The organism is Yoonia vestfoldensis SKA53 (assembly GCF_000152785.1).
GTDB classification, from domain to species: Bacteria; Pseudomonadota; Alphaproteobacteria; order Rhodobacterales; family Rhodobacteraceae; genus Yoonia; species Yoonia vestfoldensis_A.
The window spans coordinates 1,490,342-1,506,379 of record NZ_CH672414.1; the positions used below are offsets into that span (position 1 = coordinate 1,490,342).

19 protein-coding genes and 1 tRNA gene are annotated in these 16,038 nt (G+C 60.3%); 12 read left to right on the plus strand and 8 right to left on the minus strand.

All coding sequences use genetic code 11. From position 1 onward, the window contains the following. Nucleotides 1-142: 142 nt before the first annotated feature. Nucleotides 143-1,939 (minus strand): PHA/PHB synthase family protein, encoded by a 1,797-nt coding sequence (locus SKA53_RS07345; RefSeq protein WP_040483196.1) that lies wholly within the window; start codon nt 1,937-1,939, stop codon nt 143-145. Nucleotides 1,940-2,001: 62 nt separating this feature from the next. Here SKA53_RS07345 and phaZ point away from each other — a divergent pair, with 62 nt between their 5' ends. Next, nucleotides 2,002-3,270 (plus strand): polyhydroxyalkanoate depolymerase, encoded by a 1,269-nt coding sequence (gene phaZ, locus SKA53_RS07350; protein WP_007205469.1) that lies wholly within the window; start codon nt 2,002-2,004, stop codon nt 3,268-3,270. A 1-nt stretch (nt 3,271) separates the two neighbouring features. Here phaZ and SKA53_RS07355 read toward each other — a convergent pair whose 3' ends face one another. From SKA53_RS07355 to SKA53_RS07365, 3 genes are all read right to left on the minus strand, one after another. Next, nucleotides 3,272-3,991, minus strand: a complete 720-nt coding sequence (locus SKA53_RS07355; RefSeq protein WP_007205470.1) for an alpha/beta fold hydrolase — start codon at nt 3,989-3,991, stop codon at nt 3,272-3,274. A gap of 83 nt (nt 3,992-4,074) precedes the next feature. After that, nucleotides 4,075-4,821 carry an alpha/beta hydrolase gene (locus SKA53_RS07360; RefSeq protein ID WP_007205471.1) on the minus strand — a complete coding sequence of 249 codons (747 nt, stop codon included), beginning with the start codon at nt 4,819-4,821 and terminating at the stop codon, nt 4,075-4,077. A gap of 41 nt (nt 4,822-4,862) precedes the next feature. After that, nucleotides 4,863-5,108: a hypothetical protein gene (locus tag SKA53_RS07365; RefSeq protein WP_040482835.1), complete on the minus strand. Its 246-nt coding sequence runs from the start codon at nt 5,106-5,108 to the stop codon at nt 4,863-4,865. A gap of 204 nt (nt 5,109-5,312) precedes the next feature. Here SKA53_RS07365 and thrS point away from each other — a divergent pair, with 204 nt between their 5' ends. Further along, nucleotides 5,313-7,259 (plus strand): threonine--tRNA ligase, encoded by a 1,947-nt coding sequence (gene thrS, locus SKA53_RS07370; protein WP_007205473.1) that lies wholly within the window; start codon nt 5,313-5,315, stop codon nt 7,257-7,259. On the opposite strand, the gene SKA53_RS07375 is transcribed toward thrS, so the two are convergent. Next, nucleotides 7,260-7,589 (minus strand): arsenate reductase family protein, encoded by a 330-nt coding sequence (locus SKA53_RS07375; RefSeq protein ID WP_007205474.1) that lies wholly within the window; start codon nt 7,587-7,589, stop codon nt 7,260-7,262. It abuts the gene before it with no gap. A gap of 133 nt (nt 7,590-7,722) precedes the next feature. On the opposite strand from SKA53_RS07375, the gene SKA53_RS07380 reads away from it, so the two are divergent. Further along, complete coding sequence (locus SKA53_RS07380; RefSeq protein WP_007205475.1) at nt 7,723-7,932, plus strand: cold-shock protein; 210 nt, start codon at nt 7,723-7,725, stop codon at nt 7,930-7,932. Here the strand turns inward: SKA53_RS07380 and SKA53_RS07385 are convergent. Further along, complete coding sequence (locus SKA53_RS07385) at nt 7,929-8,249, minus strand: arsenate reductase family protein (protein WP_007205476.1); 321 nt, start codon at nt 8,247-8,249, stop codon at nt 7,929-7,931. The genes SKA53_RS07380 and SKA53_RS07385 overlap by 4 nt on opposite strands. 43 nt (nt 8,250-8,292) lie before the next feature. Between SKA53_RS07385 and SKA53_RS15825 the strand changes: the two genes are divergently transcribed. Next, nucleotides 8,293-8,586, plus strand: a complete 294-nt coding sequence (locus SKA53_RS15825) for an REP-associated tyrosine transposase (protein WP_007205477.1) — start codon at nt 8,293-8,295, stop codon at nt 8,584-8,586. On the opposite strand, the gene thyX is transcribed toward SKA53_RS15825, so the two are convergent. Next, on the minus strand, nt 8,567-9,472 hold the full coding sequence (thyX, locus tag SKA53_RS07390) for an FAD-dependent thymidylate synthase (protein WP_007205478.1): 906 nt from the start codon (nt 9,470-9,472) through the stop codon (nt 8,567-8,569). The two genes, SKA53_RS15825 and thyX, sit on opposite strands and share 20 nt — an antisense overlap. 239 nt (nt 9,473-9,711) lie before the next feature. On the opposite strand from thyX, the gene SKA53_RS07395 reads away from it, so the two are divergent. Continuing rightward, the gene (locus tag SKA53_RS07395) at nt 9,712-11,148 is read left to right on the plus strand and encodes a hypothetical protein (protein WP_007205479.1); all 1,437 of its coding nucleotides are present in this window, start codon (nt 9,712-9,714) and stop codon (nt 11,146-11,148) included. Between the two features lie 140 nt (nt 11,149-11,288). Here the strand turns inward: SKA53_RS07395 and SKA53_RS07400 are convergent. Then, nucleotides 11,289-11,363: transfer RNA gene (locus SKA53_RS07400), tRNA-Thr, on the minus strand. Nucleotides 11,364-11,449: 86 nt separating this feature from the next. On the opposite strand from SKA53_RS07400, the gene SKA53_RS15550 reads away from it, so the two are divergent. The 7 genes from SKA53_RS15550 to infA all read left to right on the plus strand — a co-directional run bounded on the left by SKA53_RS15550 (nt 11,450) and on the right by infA (nt 15,994). Then, nucleotides 11,450-11,599 carry a hypothetical protein gene (locus SKA53_RS15550; protein ID WP_007205480.1) on the plus strand — a complete coding sequence of 50 codons (150 nt, stop codon included), beginning with the start codon at nt 11,450-11,452 and terminating at the stop codon, nt 11,597-11,599. A gap of 5 nt (nt 11,600-11,604) precedes the next feature. Next, on the plus strand, nt 11,605-12,870 hold the full coding sequence (murA, locus tag SKA53_RS07405) for a UDP-N-acetylglucosamine 1-carboxyvinyltransferase (protein WP_007205481.1): 1,266 nt from the start codon (nt 11,605-11,607) through the stop codon (nt 12,868-12,870). Beyond that, nucleotides 12,867-13,328, plus strand: a complete 462-nt coding sequence (locus SKA53_RS07410) for a DUF2948 family protein (protein ID WP_007205482.1) — start codon at nt 12,867-12,869, stop codon at nt 13,326-13,328. The genes murA and SKA53_RS07410 overlap by 4 nt, the downstream gene beginning before the upstream one ends. A 68-nt stretch (nt 13,329-13,396) precedes the next feature. Then, the gene (gene hisD, locus SKA53_RS07415; protein ID WP_007205483.1) at nt 13,397-14,704 is read left to right on the plus strand and encodes a histidinol dehydrogenase; all 1,308 of its coding nucleotides are present in this window, start codon (nt 13,397-13,399) and stop codon (nt 14,702-14,704) included. A 1-nt stretch (nt 14,705) separates the two neighbouring features. Next, on the plus strand, nt 14,706-15,185 hold the full coding sequence (locus SKA53_RS07420) for a UPF0262 family protein (protein WP_007205484.1): 480 nt from the start codon (nt 14,706-14,708) through the stop codon (nt 15,183-15,185). Between the two features lies 1 nt (nt 15,186). Further along, on the plus strand, nt 15,187-15,669 hold the full coding sequence (locus SKA53_RS07425) for a low molecular weight phosphatase family protein (protein WP_040483198.1): 483 nt from the start codon (nt 15,187-15,189) through the stop codon (nt 15,667-15,669). Between the two features lie 106 nt (nt 15,670-15,775). Further along, nucleotides 15,776-15,994, plus strand: a complete 219-nt coding sequence (infA, locus tag SKA53_RS07430; RefSeq protein WP_007205486.1) for a translation initiation factor IF-1 — start codon at nt 15,776-15,778, stop codon at nt 15,992-15,994. Nucleotides 15,995-16,038 lie beyond the last annotated feature (44 nt).

Here is a 16,038-nt window from a genome sequence, read left to right on the forward strand (position 1 = left end):
TGGAGTAATCCTTTGTATCTGCGGATCAGCATCCGCTGTTTTCGTATGACACCAATATGCATGCTGCAGTGCAGCATTTCAAGTATTTTTTCTGCGCTGCAGCATGAATTTTTTGTAAAGCGGAAAAGTGCTTTGTTCAGGCTTACTTAGCGGAAACATACGTGCCGGGTGCAGGGGCCAGAACCGGGTGATCGGCCCCCCCCGGCGTGCGGGCAGGCACCGATTTGCCCGATTTTGGCGCCAACCACGCATCCCAGCGCGGCCACCATGACCCGTCATGGCGCACTGCGGACAGGCGCCAATCATCCGCCGTCAATCCCAGTTCGGGGTTGGTGTAATGGCCGTATTTGTTCTTGCTGGGGGGGTTGATGATGCCCGCGATATGACCGGATTCCGACAGGATAAAGGTCTTGTCCTTCGACCCCATCTTTTGCACGCCAGCGTAACTGCTTTTCCACGCGGCAATGTGATCCGTCTCGCAGGCAATCGCGCAGAGCGGGACGGTCACGTCTTTGAGATGAACCATGGTGCCACAAATCTCGAAACCGTCGGTGGCGAAACGGTCGCCCTGACACAGGCCGCGCAGATATTCGACCGACATTTTCGCGGGCAGATTGGTCCCATCGCCGTTCCAGAACAGCAGATCAAAGGCGGGGGGGGCCTTGCCCAGCATATAGCTTTTGATCGCGGGGCCATAGATCAGGTCGTTGGAGCGCAGATAGGAAAAGGTCCGCGACATGAAAAAGGAATCAAGGATGCCGTTCTGCGCCACTTCCGCCTCGATCCCGTCAACGAAATCATCGTCAAGGAACACGCCCACCTCGCCCCGGTCGGAAAAATCGGTCAGCGTGGTGAACAGGGTCGCGGTGTTGACCGACGTATCCTTTCGCTGTTTCATCAGCGCCAGCGTCAGCGAAAGCGTCGTCCCCGCGATGCAATAGCCCACGGCGTTGATCTTTTTGACGCCACAGATTTTCTTGGCCTCGGCGATAGCGGTCAGATATCCGTCCTCGACGTAATCGGACATTGATGTGTCGGCATAGGACGCATCGGGGTTGACCCAGGACACGACGAACACGGTATAGCCCTGATCGACAGCCCATTTGATCAGGCTGTTTTGTGGTTTCAGGTCAAGAATATAGAATTTGTTGATCCATGGCGGAAAGATCAGCAGCGGGATTTCATGGACCGTTTCGGTGCTGGGCGCATATTGGATCAGCTCGAACAGGTGGTTGCGAAACACGACGGACCCCGGCGTGGTCGCCAGATTTTCACCCAGTTTGAACGCCTTTTTATCAGCCAAGGTAACGACCAGATCACCATCATTCGCCTCAAGGTCGGCGATCATGTTTTCAAGCCCCGCGACAAGGCTTTCGCCTTCGGTCTCGGCGGCCAGCGCCAGCGCCTCGGGGTTGGTGGGCAGGAAATTGGTGGGGCTGATCATATCGACCATCTGCTGGCTGAAATAGCGCAGGCGCTTTTTTTCATCCGCGTCCAGGTTGTCGATGTCTTCGACCGCCTGTTGCACGGCGGCGGCATTCATCAGGTATTGCTGCTTGATAAAGTTGAAATAGGGGTTGGTGTCCCAAAGCTCGTGGCTGAAACGGCGATCCTTGGGGGTTTCATCGGTCGGCGGGGTCAGCTTGCCTTGGGCCAACAGATGCTGGGCCTCGACATAATGTTTCACCGACTTGCCCCAGAATGACAGCTGATGTTCGATCAGCTTGGCGGGGTTCTGCATCATCTCGGCCATATAGGCGCTGGCCGCCTTGACATAAAGTTCCTGGCTTGGCCCCTGCAAGGATGGCGCGACCTTGCGCGACTGCCCCATCACCTTGAGCAGACGCTGGGTCAATTCTTCGACACGGGCAAGGTTGGCTTCCAGTTTGGCAACACCGGCGCCCGTTTCAGTGACCGGGTCTAAATCGTTTGTTGTCATATTCATCCACCTATGCGTATGCTGCAACTGCAGCATATGTGCCTGTCCGATCGGAGCTTTCTATGAAGTATATGATGACCTATGACCTGATGGAAAGCACGCGCAATACCTATCAGTGGCTGGGGGCCAGCGCACGCGCATACGCATCCTATCCGATGATGTCATGGGGCACAAACCCGGGCATGGACTGGCTCAAGGCGTGGGGTGAGGTCACGGAACGGACATTTGCGCGGATGGTGGTCAAACCCGACTGGAACATCCCGGCGATTTCCGATGACAAGGGCAAGGACCACCCGGTCGTTATCAAACGTGTGCTGGAACGCCCGTTTGGCGATTTGATCCATTTCACCACACCCGGTCGCAAGGCCAGCAAACGGCGCGTGCTGGTTGTTGCTCCGATGTCGGGCCATTACGCGACCTTGCTGCGCAAGACCGTGATCAGCCTTTTGCCTGATGCAGATGTTTATATAACCGATTGGCACAATGCGCGCGACATCCCCGTCAGCGCGGGCAAGTTCGATGTCGAGGATTACACGCTTTATCTGGTCGATTTCCTGCGCGAGCTTGGCCCCGACACCCATGTGATCGCCGTGTGCCAGCCTGTGCCTTTGGCGCTGGCCGCCACCGCCTATCTGGCCGCCGAGGACCCCAAGGCGCAGCCAAGATCATTGACGCTGATCGGTGGTCCTGTCGATCCCGATGCGAACCCGACCGAAGTCACCGATTTTGGCCGGTCCGTCACCATGGGCCAACTGGAACAGACGATGATCCAACGCGTTGGTTTCAAATATGCGGGCGTTGGCCGGACGGTTTATCCCGGCCTGTTGCAGCTGGCGTCTTTCATCTCGATGAACATGGAAACGCATACTGACGCGTTCCGCGACCAGATCATCAAGTCCGCCAAGGGCGAAGCCACTGAACACGACAAGCATAACATGTTTTATGACGAATATCTGGCGGTCATGGACATGACGGCAGAATTTTACCTGTCCACGGTGGAACGCATCTTCAAGAACCGCGAAATCGCGCTGAACAGCTTTACCGTCAATGGCAAACTGGTTGACCTTGGCAAGATCACGACCGTTGCGGTCAATATTGTCGAAGGCGAAAATGATGATATTTCCGCCCCCGGCCAGTGCCTTGCCGCATTGCCCCTGCTGACCGGCCTGCCCGATAGCAAGAAAGCCGCGCATCTGGAGCCGGGCGCCGGACATTACGGGATTTTCGCAGGGCGCAGCTGGCGGCAGAATATCCGCCCCCTGGTGCTGGCTTTCATCGACGCCAATTCAGGCGATACGGCGAAACCCGCCAATAAAAACGCCGCCGCCTAATCTAGAGCCGCAGCATCAGCGGCGCTGTCATCCAGCGCCGCAGCGCCGCCGTCACCTGATCCGGCGCTTCGAGCGTAGGCATGTATCCGGCATCCTCAATCACCTCTAGCGTGGCATAGGGGATCAGTTCGGCCATGAATTGCTGCCGCTTGACCGGATATTGCCCATCATGCTGCCCGCAGATCACCATCGCGGGCTGTTTGATCTGGCTGAGCGTCGATTGCTGGTCCTTGCGCCGCTGCATCGCGCGCGACTGGCTGACATAGACGGCAGGGCCCAGCGCCTCGGCCATCTGGCGCAGATGCCGGACCAATGCGACGCGGTCGGTCGTGGGGGCCATCCATGTTGAATTGATTTCGTGCTGCACAACCTCGTGCCAGCGCCCGCCGCCTTTGGCCGCAATGATATGGGGTTCGCGCGCGGCGGCGGTCTCTGGCGTTTCGGCCTGCGCGCTGGTGGCGATCAGCGCGATCCGCGTCACACGCTGCGGCGCACGGCGCAGGAGTTCAAGCGCAACCATCCCGCCCATCCCCATCCCCGCCAGCGCGAATTTCGCAGGCGCCCAAGTCAGGATCTGGGAGGCGATTTCTTCCATCCGTTCACCTTGGGTCGTGGGGGCGAACATCACCGCGTGATCCTTGGCCAGATCCAGCATCTGCGGCCCGAAAACCCCCAGATCGCACAGCATCGGGGGGACAAGGACGATCGGATCATGCGGCATTGTGGCTATCTGTGGTTGTTTTTGCTGGGCCCTTTTGGCCTGCCTGCCCCCGCATCACAAGTGGCATCGGCGCAGGATCGCTGTCAGCGCTCAGCCCGCGCGATCACATCTGTGATACTGTCCGCGATCAAGGCAAGGCAGGCGTCGTCGGAAAACCGGTGATCAGCCCCGTCCACCAGCGTCAGCCGCATGTCAGGCCCCTGCGCGTGATCCAGCAGGCGCTGCGCCACGGCCATATCCACATCCTTGTCCGCTGTCCCTTGCAGGAACCGCACGGGGAACGGCAGCTGCAGTGGCGCGCGCAGGACCAGATAGTCGCGCCCGTCCTCGATCAGGCGGCGGGTGATGATATAGGGGTCGCCATACTCTGACGGCAATGCGATCTGTCCGTCCGTCATCAGCGCGGCGCGCTGCGCCTCGGTTGCGCCCGCCCACATGCTGTCTTCGGTGAAATCGGGCGCGGCGGCGATGGTGACAAGACCCGCCACACGGTCAGGCTGGCTGCGCGCCAAAAGCAGGGAAATCCAGCCCCCCATGCTGGAGCCGACCAGCACCACAGGCCCCGCGACCAGCCCGATGGCGGCCTGCGCATCGTGATACCAATCGCCAATCGCCCCGTCGGTGAATGCACCGCTGCTGTCGCCGTGGCCGGAATAGTCGAAGCGCAAAAACGCCCTGCCCTGCCGGCGCGCCCAGTCTTCCAGAAACACAGCCTTGGTGCCGCCCATGTCGGATTTGAACCCGCCAAGGAATACCACCGCCGGCGCGCTGCCATCCGTCAGATGATAGGCAATCTTGCGCCCCGCGGGCGTGATCAGATAATCGGGCATGGCGGGGCCTTTCAGGTCATGGCACCGCGACTGGCGGGCTGTCAGCCGCCGACATAGACCGCTTTGCGCGGACGGTAAAAGATTTTCTGATCATGCAACCGGCCCAGCAATTCCTCGCCCGTGCGCTGGTCTTGTTCGATCACGCGGATCGATTCCAGATGGGCGGGGTTTTCCTCGGTCAGGGCAAGGCGCATCCGTGACAATTCCCGTCCGCGCGCGCGCAGAGCCTCTTCGATCAGATCGACATCGGCGATGCTCAGATCGAATGTGCGGTTGTAGCTTGGCATGATCCACCCCTTTGCGCGTGTTTCGTATCGGAAACTGATGTCGGTTTTACTGCGCAAGGCGTCGCAGTCAACGTATATCTGTGCATACAAATCATGCAGCGGATTCAATCGGCTTGACGATCCGGCGATGCGGCGGCATCTAGGCCGCATACATAACCCGCAACCGGGCGTTCCGTGGGCGCCAAACCGACGAGGAGCTTGCCGATGGCACAGATTTCCCTGACATTTCCCGATGGCAACAGCCGCCAGTATGACGCAGGCGTAACCGCCGGTGACGTTGCCAGCGACATTTCCCCATCGCTGCGCAAAAAGGCGATTTCCGCCACCGTGAACGGCGCGCATTGGGACCTGCAATGGCCCATTCAAGCAGACGCGCAGATCGCCATCAACACGATGAAAGACGAAGCGCCTGCATTGGAACTCGTCCGCCACGATCTGGCCCATATCATGGCGCGTGCCGTGCAAGAGATTTGGCCGGATACACAGGTCACCATCGGCCCCGTGATCAAGGACGGCTGGTATTACGATTTCGACCGCAAGGAACCTTTCACCCCCGAAGACCTTGGCTTGATCGAGAAAAAGATGAAGGAGATCATCAACAAACGCGATGATGTCCGTACCGAGATCTGGGACCGCGCCCGCGCCGTGCAATATTACACTGACCGGGGCGAGCCTTATAAGGTCGAACTGATCGACAGCATCCCCGGCAATGAACCGTTGCGCATGTATTGGCATGGCGACTGGCAGGATCTGTGCCGTGGCCCGCATTTGCAGAACACCGGCCAGGTGCCAGCGGATGCCTTCAAGCTGATGAGCATCGCCGGTGCCTATTGGCGCGGCGACAGCACCCGCCCGATGCTGCAACGCATCTATGGGACGGCCTTTACCAATAAAGACGCGCTGAAAGACCACCTGCACCGTCTGGAAGAAGCCGCCAAACGCGACCACCGCAAGCTGGGCCGCGAAATGAACCTGTTCCACATGCAAGAAGAAGCCCCCGGTCAGGTGTTCTGGCACCCCGATGGCTGGACGATCTATACCGAACTGCAAGATTACATGCGCCGCCGCCAACGCGCGGGCGGCTATGTCGAGGTGAACACACCCCAGGTCGTGGACCGTAAGCTGTGGGAAAAATCCGGCCATTGGGACAAGTATCAGGAAAACATGTTCATCGTCGAAGTGGACGAAGAACACGCCCGCGAAAAAGCGGTCAATGCGCTGAAACCAATGAATTGCCCCTGCCATGTGCAGATTTTCAACCAAGGTCTGAAATCCTACCGCGACCTGCCGTTGCGGATGGCCGAATTCGGGTCTTGCGCGCGCTATGAACCATCGGGTGCTTTGCATGGCATCATGCGGGTACGTGGTTTCACACAGGATGACGGGCATATTTTCTGCCGCGAAGACCAGATCGAACCGGAAACAGCCCGTTTTATCGCGTTTTTGTCGCGGGTCTATGCCGATCTGGGTTTCAACGACTGGACCATCAAACTGTCCACCCGCCCCGAACAGCGGATCGGGTCGGACGCTACATGGGATATGATGGAAAAGGCGTTGGGCGATGCCTGCCGCGCGGCCGGTTACGATTTCGAACTGCTGGAAGGCGAAGGCGCGTTTTACGGCCCGAAACTCGAATTCACCCTGACCGATGCGATTGGCCGGAACTGGCAATGCGGCACCTTACAGGTGGATGCCAACCTGCCCGAACGGCTGGATGCGGAATATATCGGGACAGATGGCGAAAAGCACCGGCCCGTCATGCTGCACCGCGCGACCTTGGGCAGTTTTGAGCGTTTCATCGGTATCCTGATCGAAGAACATGCCGGCAAGCTGCCGTTCTGGCTTGCCCCGCGTCAGGTGGTTGTGGCGACGATTGTGTCGGACGCCGATGATTACGCGCGCGACCTGGTGGCGGCCCTGACCGCCGCCGGTGTCCGGGCCGAGGCTGACACCCGCAACGAAAAGATCAATTACAAGGTGCGCGAACATTCCGTCGGCAAGGTGCCAGTGATCCTGGCCGTCGGCGCGCGCGAGGTCGAGGAACGCACCGCAACAGCACGTCAGCTGGGCGAAACCCAGACCCGCGTGGTGACGATGGACGAGATCGTGGCGGAACTGAAACAGCGCGCCACGCCGCCTGATCTGGTCTAATCAGGCGCGCAAGTACTTCGCTTGCACGTCCGGTTTCCAGCCGATGGTCCAGCCATCGTCGGTTGCGATCACCGGACGTTTCATCAGCGTGGGATATGCAGCCAGCAAGGCGGCTGTATCTTGCGCGCGGGCATCCTCGGACAGGCCGCGCCATGTGGTCGAGGCGCGATTGACGGCAGAATCGCCAAAGGCCGCGACGATGGCCTGAATGTCATCGGCATCCAGCCCGTCCGCGCGCACATCAATCACCTGCGGTGTGATGCCTTGCGCATGCAGCGCGGCCAGCGCCTTGCGGCAGGTATCGCAGGATTTCAGTCCGAGGAACCGCATTATCAACTCCTGTTTGGCTGCGACGTCGTGTCAATTGCGTTTTTTATAAAACACCGGAGTCTTGGGATTACAAGGCAAAGGGAAGACCGCTTGTCGCGGAGCCCGGGTGCTGGCGACAAAAGGAGAGGACGACATGCCAAGCGGCACAGTGAAATGGTTCAACACGACCAAGGGGTTCGGCTTTATCGCCCCTGACGATGGCGGCAACGACATCTTTGTTCATATCTCGGCGGTGGAACAATCGGGGATGACGGGGTTGGCGGACAACCAGAAGATCACCTTTGATCTGGTCGAAGGGCGCGACGGGCGCAAGATGGCCGGTAATCTGGCCAAGGCGGATTAACCCAGCCAGACCGCCTGTGCGGCAGCGTCCCAGCCCAAGGTCCAGCGGCTGCCGTCTGTGATGACGGGGCGGGCCATCAGGGCGGGCTGCGCGTCAAGCTGCGCATCGGTTTCCGATTCTCGCAGCCAAGCGTTAAGGTTGCGATAGGCCTGCGATTTGCGGTCGATCAGATTGTCGCCGAATTCCGCAATCAGCGGCGCCCATTCATCAGCGCTCAATGGGTCGGCGCGGATGTCGCGCAAGGTCACGCCCAGATCGTCAAGCGCGCGCAGCGCCGCCTTGCAATCCGAACAGGTGGGCAGGCCGTAAAGGATCATCGCGCTTCCAGTTTGTTAACCATGCCGCGCGATATTGCGCCGCATGTCCTGTTATCGCCGCCCCCGCCTGCCCGGTGCAACATTGTTCTTCACCGTCGCTCTGGCGGACCGCACGAGCGACCTGCTGGTGCGCGAGGTCGCTGCGCTGCGGTGGGCAGTGATGCGCACGCGGGCGGAACGGCCGTTTCGTGTGGACGCTTGGGTCGTGCTGCCGGATCACATGCATTGCATCTGGACCCTGCCTGCAGCGGACACAGATTACTCCATGCGGATTGGCCACACACATCCTTCCGGTAGGGTGCGCAGCGCGGCGCACCCTACCCAATCACTCCCATAAACTCCCGCCATTCGCCCTTGCTCATGCCTGACGTCTCCTGCGTCACCTCTTCCCCTTTCAGCATACGTTTCACGCAGTCAATCGCCTTGCCGGAGAGTGTGGCCCCGCCCATCCGGTAATCCTCGAAGGCGCCATAGGCGGCGGGTACCCAATCGGCGACGACCTTGCAGATTTCTTCGGCATAGACGCGGATCTCGTATTGCGCGTGGCTGTCGGCGCGCAGGCGCAGGAAGTGGAACAGGTTGTGCAGATCAACTTTCCAGTACCATTGGGTATAGATATTGGCGGGCAGGTTCATCCGCGCCAGTTCGCGCGCCAGCCCCTGCTGGCCCTCGTCGCTGATCATCTCGGCGTAATGGTCGTAACAGCGCGCGGCGTCGTCTTTCAGATAGGCCAGCACGCGCGCGGCCTCATCCCCTGACAAGGCCTCACCGCGACCCTGGTTGTTGATCACCGATTGCGCAGCCAGATGTTCCGGCGCGGGGATATAGAATTCGCGGTCAAGGATCGAATAGCGCGCGGAATATTCGTTCACGTTGGCTGTCCGGTGCCGGATCCATTGCCGCGCGACAAAGACGGGCAGTTTGACATGTAGCTTGATCTCGCACATCTCGAACGGGGTCGAATGCCAGTGCCGCATCAGATAGCGGATCAGACCTTCGTCATTCTGCACCGATTTGGTGCCGCGGCCATAGCTGACCCGCGCCGCCTGACAGATCGCGGCGTCATCGCCCATATAATCGATCACACGGATGAACCCGTGGTCCAGCACGTCATAGGCATTGTAAAGATGCGCCTCCATCCCCGGGGCTGTCGCGCGCAGGGTCGGTTGCGGTTGGGCGCGCAAAGTATCGATTTCGGCCTGCTGGTCGGGGGTGATGGGCATTGCGGTCTCCGGTCTGGGGGATGAGTCTGCCCGCAGTATAGGCAAAGCCATGTGGTGGCAAAACCTCTTGCGGCGTGAAAACGACGCAGACGGCACTGGAGGCGTGTTGACAGACCCGAAGCAGGGCAAGATATCCTATCCAAGGATAGAGTTTTTTAGACGTTAGATAGTATGAGTATAATGTTTTACGCGGCGGCCCTTGCGGTCGCACCTGCCGGTGTCCGGAACGGTTGCGAAAGATGATGCATCTGTGGTTGCGCCACGGGCAGGCGTTATCCGAGCCAGTGGTGACTTTCATCGCACGGAAACTGACGGGCCTTGTGCTGGCGGTTTGCGTGACCGGATCGGCGATCAGCGCGCAAACTTCGATCGATCTGTCCCTGCAGGAGGCCCGCGATCTTGCCAGACAGGCGCTTTTCGCGGGCGACAGCGCCTTGGCGCTCGATCTTGCGCGTGCGGTGCTGTCGCAGGAGCCCGATGACCGCGCGGCATGGATCCTTGTTGCCGCCGCCGCCCCGCAGCAAGGCGACACCGCCACTGGCCGCAGGGCGGGTGCGCGGGCCTTTGCCCTGTCACAGAGCGATGAACACCGCTATGAGGCCGCGCGCCTGACAGCATTGGCCGCCGCCGAAGAAGAGAGGTTCATCCTTGCGACCTATTGGCTGCGCCGTGCGCTGATCGTGGCCCCCAATGACGCAGAACGCGCCCAGACCAGGGCCGATGGCAGCGTTATCCGCCGCCTGAACCCGTGGTCCTTTGATCTATCGGCATCGCTGGTGCCGTCTTCTAACGTGAACGGCGGGGCTGCGGGCGGTGTCGCCGCTGCACCGGGCACGCCGACGGGCTCGCTGTCAGATGACGCACAGGCGCTGGCGGGGTGGCGCGGTGCGCTAGGTCTTGGGGCGACTTACCGGCTGCAGGAAAGCCCGACCAGCCGCATCCTGATCGGGACCCAATATCAAGGCGCGCGTATCCGGATCACCGAGGCTGTCAATGTGCCGGACGAGGCGCTGGCAACCGATAAAATCACCTTCAACCTGCGCCATGACCGCGCCTTGGGCATCGGCAGCATCGGGGCGCAGCTGTCCTATGCGATGGTCGATTACCGCGATCTGGACAATGTGACATTGCAAACCGAGGTGCAGAAATTCGATGTCTGGCAGTTCGATATCGACCGGCGGCTGCCGCTTGGCGACAGGTCCGACATCAGCGTCATGGCAGGGCGCAGCTGGACATCCTATGATCAGGCCCTGATCAGCGATGTGGTGCGCACCACCTTTGGTGCCGCCTATGGTTACGGGTTGCAAAACCGAGACCAGATCAATGCCAGCATCAGCTATGCCGATGCCGCAGGCGGCAATGCGAATTACACATCCACCGAATGGACGGCGCAGATCAGCTATACCCGGGCAGACCCGATTGGCCCAGTGTCGCTCAGCATCAGCGGCGGGGCGTCAAAGGCCGATTTTCCCGACTACAGCATCGGCCCTTTCACTGTCGCGGGTGGTCGCCAAGACACCACTTTGTTTTATGGCGCCACGATCGGTTTTCCCGCTGTCAGCTATGCCGGGTTCACCCCGGTTCTGAATATCACCGGCAGTAATACCGACAGCAATGTCACTCGTTTCACCCGCGACAGCCTGTCAGCGGGCATCACGATCCAGTCAGAGTTTTGATTTGCGGTTCCTGCCACAAGACGCATCCTGGGCAGGATGATGCCGGTCGCAAGCAAGTTGAACCTATATCTGCCGACTTGGTGTCCAATGAAACGTCATCAGACTGCAAAGCGCAATATAGCGATATCAAACCATAAAGATGGTGCTGTGAGAGAGGATTGAACTCTCGACCTCACCCTTACCAAGGGTGTGCTCTGCCACTGAGCTACCACAGCATCCGTGAGGCGGGGGATTACCGACATTCGCCTGCGCGTGCAAGCCCTCTCTGGACGGTTTTTGCGGGTCTTGCTAACAGGGTGCCATGGACAGCAAAGACAGCAAGCCACAGCCTGCCAAACCCGCCGCAACGCGCGAAGAAAGGTTGAAAGCCGCGCTTAAGGCCAATATGGCCAAGCGCAAGGCACAGGCGCGCGCCCGCGACGCGGGTGCAGACAAACAAAAGAAAGACTAGGCAGCATGGATTCCATTTTGGTCAAGGGCGGTGCGGCACTCAACGGCAAGATCCAGATCGCCGGTGCCAAGAACGCGGCGCTGGCGCTGATGCCCGCGACCCTGCTGTCAGAGGAGCCGCTGACCCTGACCAACGCGCCGCGCCTGTCGGATATCAAAACGATGACAGCACTGCTGCAATCCTTGGGCGTCGAGGTCACGTCGATGCAGAACGGCAAGGTGCAGGTGCTGTCGTCGCATGCCATGACCTCGACCCGCGCGGATTATGAAATCGTGCGCAAGATGCGCGCGTCCAACCTTGTGCTTGGTCCGCTGTTGGCCCGGCATCATCAGGCCATTGTCTCCTTGCCGGGCGGTTGCGCGATTGGCGCGCGGCCGATGGATATTCATGTCACAGCACTTGAAACCATGGGGGCCACGATCGAGTTGAAGGACGGCTATCTGCATGCGACCGCCAAGGGCGGGCTGAAAGGCGCGCGGGTCGCACTGCGGTTTGCCAGCGTGGGCGCCACCGAAAACGTGCTGATGGCCGCCACATTGGCCAAAGGCACGACGATCATCGAAAACGCCGCGCGCGAGCCGGAAATCGTCGATCTCGCCCAATGCCTGCGCCGCATGGGTGCGCAGATCGAGGGTGAAGGCACCAGCACGATCACTATTCAGGGCGTGGACCGGCTGGGCGCTGCGACCCATCCTGTCGTGACCGACCGGATCGAACTTGGCACCTATATGCTGGCCCCTGTTTTTGCAGGCGGCGCGGTGGAATGTCTGGGTGGACGGATGGATCTGGTCGCGTCTTTCGCCGAAAAACTGGCCGAGGCCGGTGTGGATGTCTCGGAAACTCCTGACGGGATCTTGGTGAAACGCAACGGCAGCCGCGCAAAGGCTGTCAATGTCACGACGGCCGTGTTCCCCGGCTTTCCGACGGATCTGCAGGCGCAGATGATGGCGATGCTTTGCACGGCGCAGGGGACATCGGTGCTGGAAGAAAAGATTTTCGAGAACCGTTTCATGCACGCCCCCGAACTGATCCGCATGGGGGCCAAGATCGACGTGCAGGGCGGGACCGCCACAGTGCAGGGTGTGGACCGCCTGAAAGGCGCGCCTGTCATGGCGACCGATCTGCGCGCCTCGGTGTCGCTGATCCTTGCGGGGCTGGCGGCAGAAGGTGAGACGCTGGTCAGTCGCGTCTATCACCTTGATCGCGGATACGAACATGTCGAGGAAAAGCTGCGCGCCGTCGGGGCCAATATCGAACGGGTGTCAGCATGACGCAGGACGCCAGTTTCCGCGACGGGGCGGACAAGCCTTTGCGCCTGCGCGCGATGGATGCCGATGATCTGGCAGTGATCGCCGCGATCACGCAGGATGCTGTGTTTCCGGTGTCGGAAATGCGCTGGGACCGCAAGGCGCGCCGCTTTGCCCTGTTGATCAACCGCTTTCGCTGGGAAAACGGGCGTCAGCAGCCCGAACGCGTGCAATCGGTGCTGGCGTTCGAGGATGTGATGGCCGTGCAAAGCCAGGGCATCGACAAGGCCGACAGCGATCTTGTCTGTTCGCTGTTGTCGATCAGTTTTGTGCCGACAGCCGATGGCGCGGGACGGGTCGAACTGATGCTTGCGGGTGATGGCGCGATTGCCTTGAATGTCGAGGCATTGGAAGCCGTGCTGCGCGATGTGACCCAACCCTATGCAGCACCGTCAGGCAAGGCACCCACGCATCCCGACTGATACCCTGACTGATACCATTGAAGCGGCGCACCGTCCCCGCTATGTCCCCTGTCACGAAGGAGACATCAATGCCGCAGTTCCTGTCCACGACCGACCCTGATTTCGAGGCCCGCTTTATCGCCCTTTTGGGCGCGAAACGCGAAGACAGCCCGGATGTGGATCATATCGTGGCCGAAATTATCGCCGATGTGCGCGCGCGCGGCGATCAGGCGGTCATTGACCTGACCTCGCGCTTTGACCGGCTTGACCTGACGCCGGACACGTTGCGCTTTACCCCCGCAGAAATCGCCGCCGAATGCGCGCTGGTGTCCGACGAGGACCGTGCCGCGCTGGAACTCGCCGCCGCGCGCATCCGCGCCTATCATAGCCGCCAGATGCCTGACGATGCCAGCTGGACCGATGACACAGGCGCCACGCTCGGCTGGCGCTGGACGCCGGTGTCGGCGGCGGGGCTTTATGTGCCGGGCGGGCTGGCCAGCTATCCGTCTTCGGTGCTGATGAACGCTATTCCGGCCAAGGTCGCGGGGGTTGCGCGCTTGGCCATCGTGGTGCCGACGCCGGACGGTGTGACCAATCCTTTGGTCCTGATGGCGGCACAGATCGCGGGGGTGGACGAAATCTATCGCATCGGCGGCGCGCAGGCGATTGCAGCACTGGCCTATGGCACCCAGACCATCCCGCCCGTGGACAAGATCACAGGGCCGGGCAATGCCTTTGTCGCGGCGGCCAAACGGCGGGTGTTCGGCAAGGTGGGGATCGACATGATCGCAGGGCCGTCGGAGATACTTGTCATCGCGGATCGTGACAATGACCCCGACTGGATCGCGCTTGATCTGTTGTCACAGGCCGAACATGACGAAAGCGCGCAATCGCTGTTGATCACCGATGATGCCGATTTCGGGCGCGCGGTGGCTGCGGCGGTCGATGCCCGGCTGCAAACGCTGGAACGGCGCGCCATTGCGGGGGCCAGCTGGCGCGATTTTGGCGCAATCATCACGGTCGCGGATATGGACGAGGCGGTGGCGCTGTCCGACCGGATCGCACCCGAACATCTGGAACTTTGCACGGCGGATGCCGATGCGCTGGCAGGCCGGATCACCCATGCGGGGGCGATCTTTATTGGCAGTTGGACACCAGAGGCAATCGGCGATTACATAGGCGGGCCAAACCATGTTTTGCCGACCGCGCGGTCGGCCCGTTTTTCGAGTGGATTATCCGTGATGGACTTTATCAAACGCACCACCCTGTCGCGCATGACGCCTGGCGCACTGGCCGCCATCGGCCCATCCGCCGAACGGCTGGCCAAATCCGAAAGCCTGCAAGCCCATGGGCTGAGCGTGCGCGCGCGGCTTGATCGGCTGAACCGGGGGAGCTGAGATGACGCGCATCGTCAATATCATCCTTGATGACAGCGGATTGCCCGCACCCACGCCCGAGATTGACCAGGAACGCAAGGTCGCGATGTTCGACCTGTTGGAAGACAACAGTTTCGCCATGCCCCCGCGCGACGACCGCGCCGTGCCGGAAGGGCCGTTCAAGCTCGGCCTGTCGATCCGTGAAAAGCGGCTGGTGTTCGATATCCAACTGGAGGACGGAACACCTGCGGGCGCGTTTCATCTATCGCTTGGGCCGTTCCGGCAGGTGGTGAAGGATTATTTCCAGATCTGCGCCAGCTATTTTGATGCGGTGAAAACACTCCCCCCCAGCCAGATCGAAACCATCGACATGGCCCGCCGTGGCATCCACAACGAAGGCGCGCGGGTATTGCAGGAACGGCTCGAAGGTAAGGCCGTGGTCGATAACGACACCGCCCGCCGCCTGTTCACGCTGATCTGTGTGCTGCATTTTGGGGGCTGATGTGGGCGATACCGGCACCTATGCCCGCCTGCCCCAATCGGTGTTGTTTTGCTGCGACCATAATTCCGTTCGGTCCCCGATGGCCGAAGGGATCATGAAGAAACTTTACGGCAAACGCTGTTATGTCCAATCCGTCGGCGTCAAGAACGATATGGAAATAGACGGTTTTGCCATCACGGTCTGTGCCGAAATCGGAGTCGAAGTATCGCGCCACCGGTCGCGGTCATTCGATGAGATGGAACAATGGGGCGATGACCTGTCGTCGTTCGATCTGGTGCTGGCGCTGTCGCCCGCCAGCCAGCGCCGCGCATTGGATCTGACGCAGTTCTTTCATCTTGATGTCGAATACTGGCCGATCATTGACCCCACAGGCATGGGTGACAGCCGCGAGGCGCGTCTGGCGTTGTACCGGCAAGCTCGCGACCAGATTCATGACCGGTTGGTCGCCCGCTTTGGTCCTGCGACGGATGATCCGTCCGCATGACACGCGATCCATTCGCAGCACATGCATATTTACCCTTGAAAAACGAACCGGACAGGCGCATTTAGCAGCGGTTCGCAAAGAGCGGACGAGATATACAGGAGATCACATGGCCAAGGAAGAACTGCTCGAATTCCCAGGTGTCGTGAAAGAACTTCTGCCGAACGCGACATTTCGGGTCGAGCTGGAAAACGGCCATGAGATCATCGCGCATACGGCAGGCAAGATGCGCAAGAACCGCATCCGCGTTCTGGCAGGCGACAAGGTGCAGGTCGAAATGACCCCCTATGACCTGACAAAGGGTCGGATCAATTATCGTTTCAAGTAAGGCGATACCGATGGTTCGCCCTTTGCGGACAGGCGTTTTGCGCC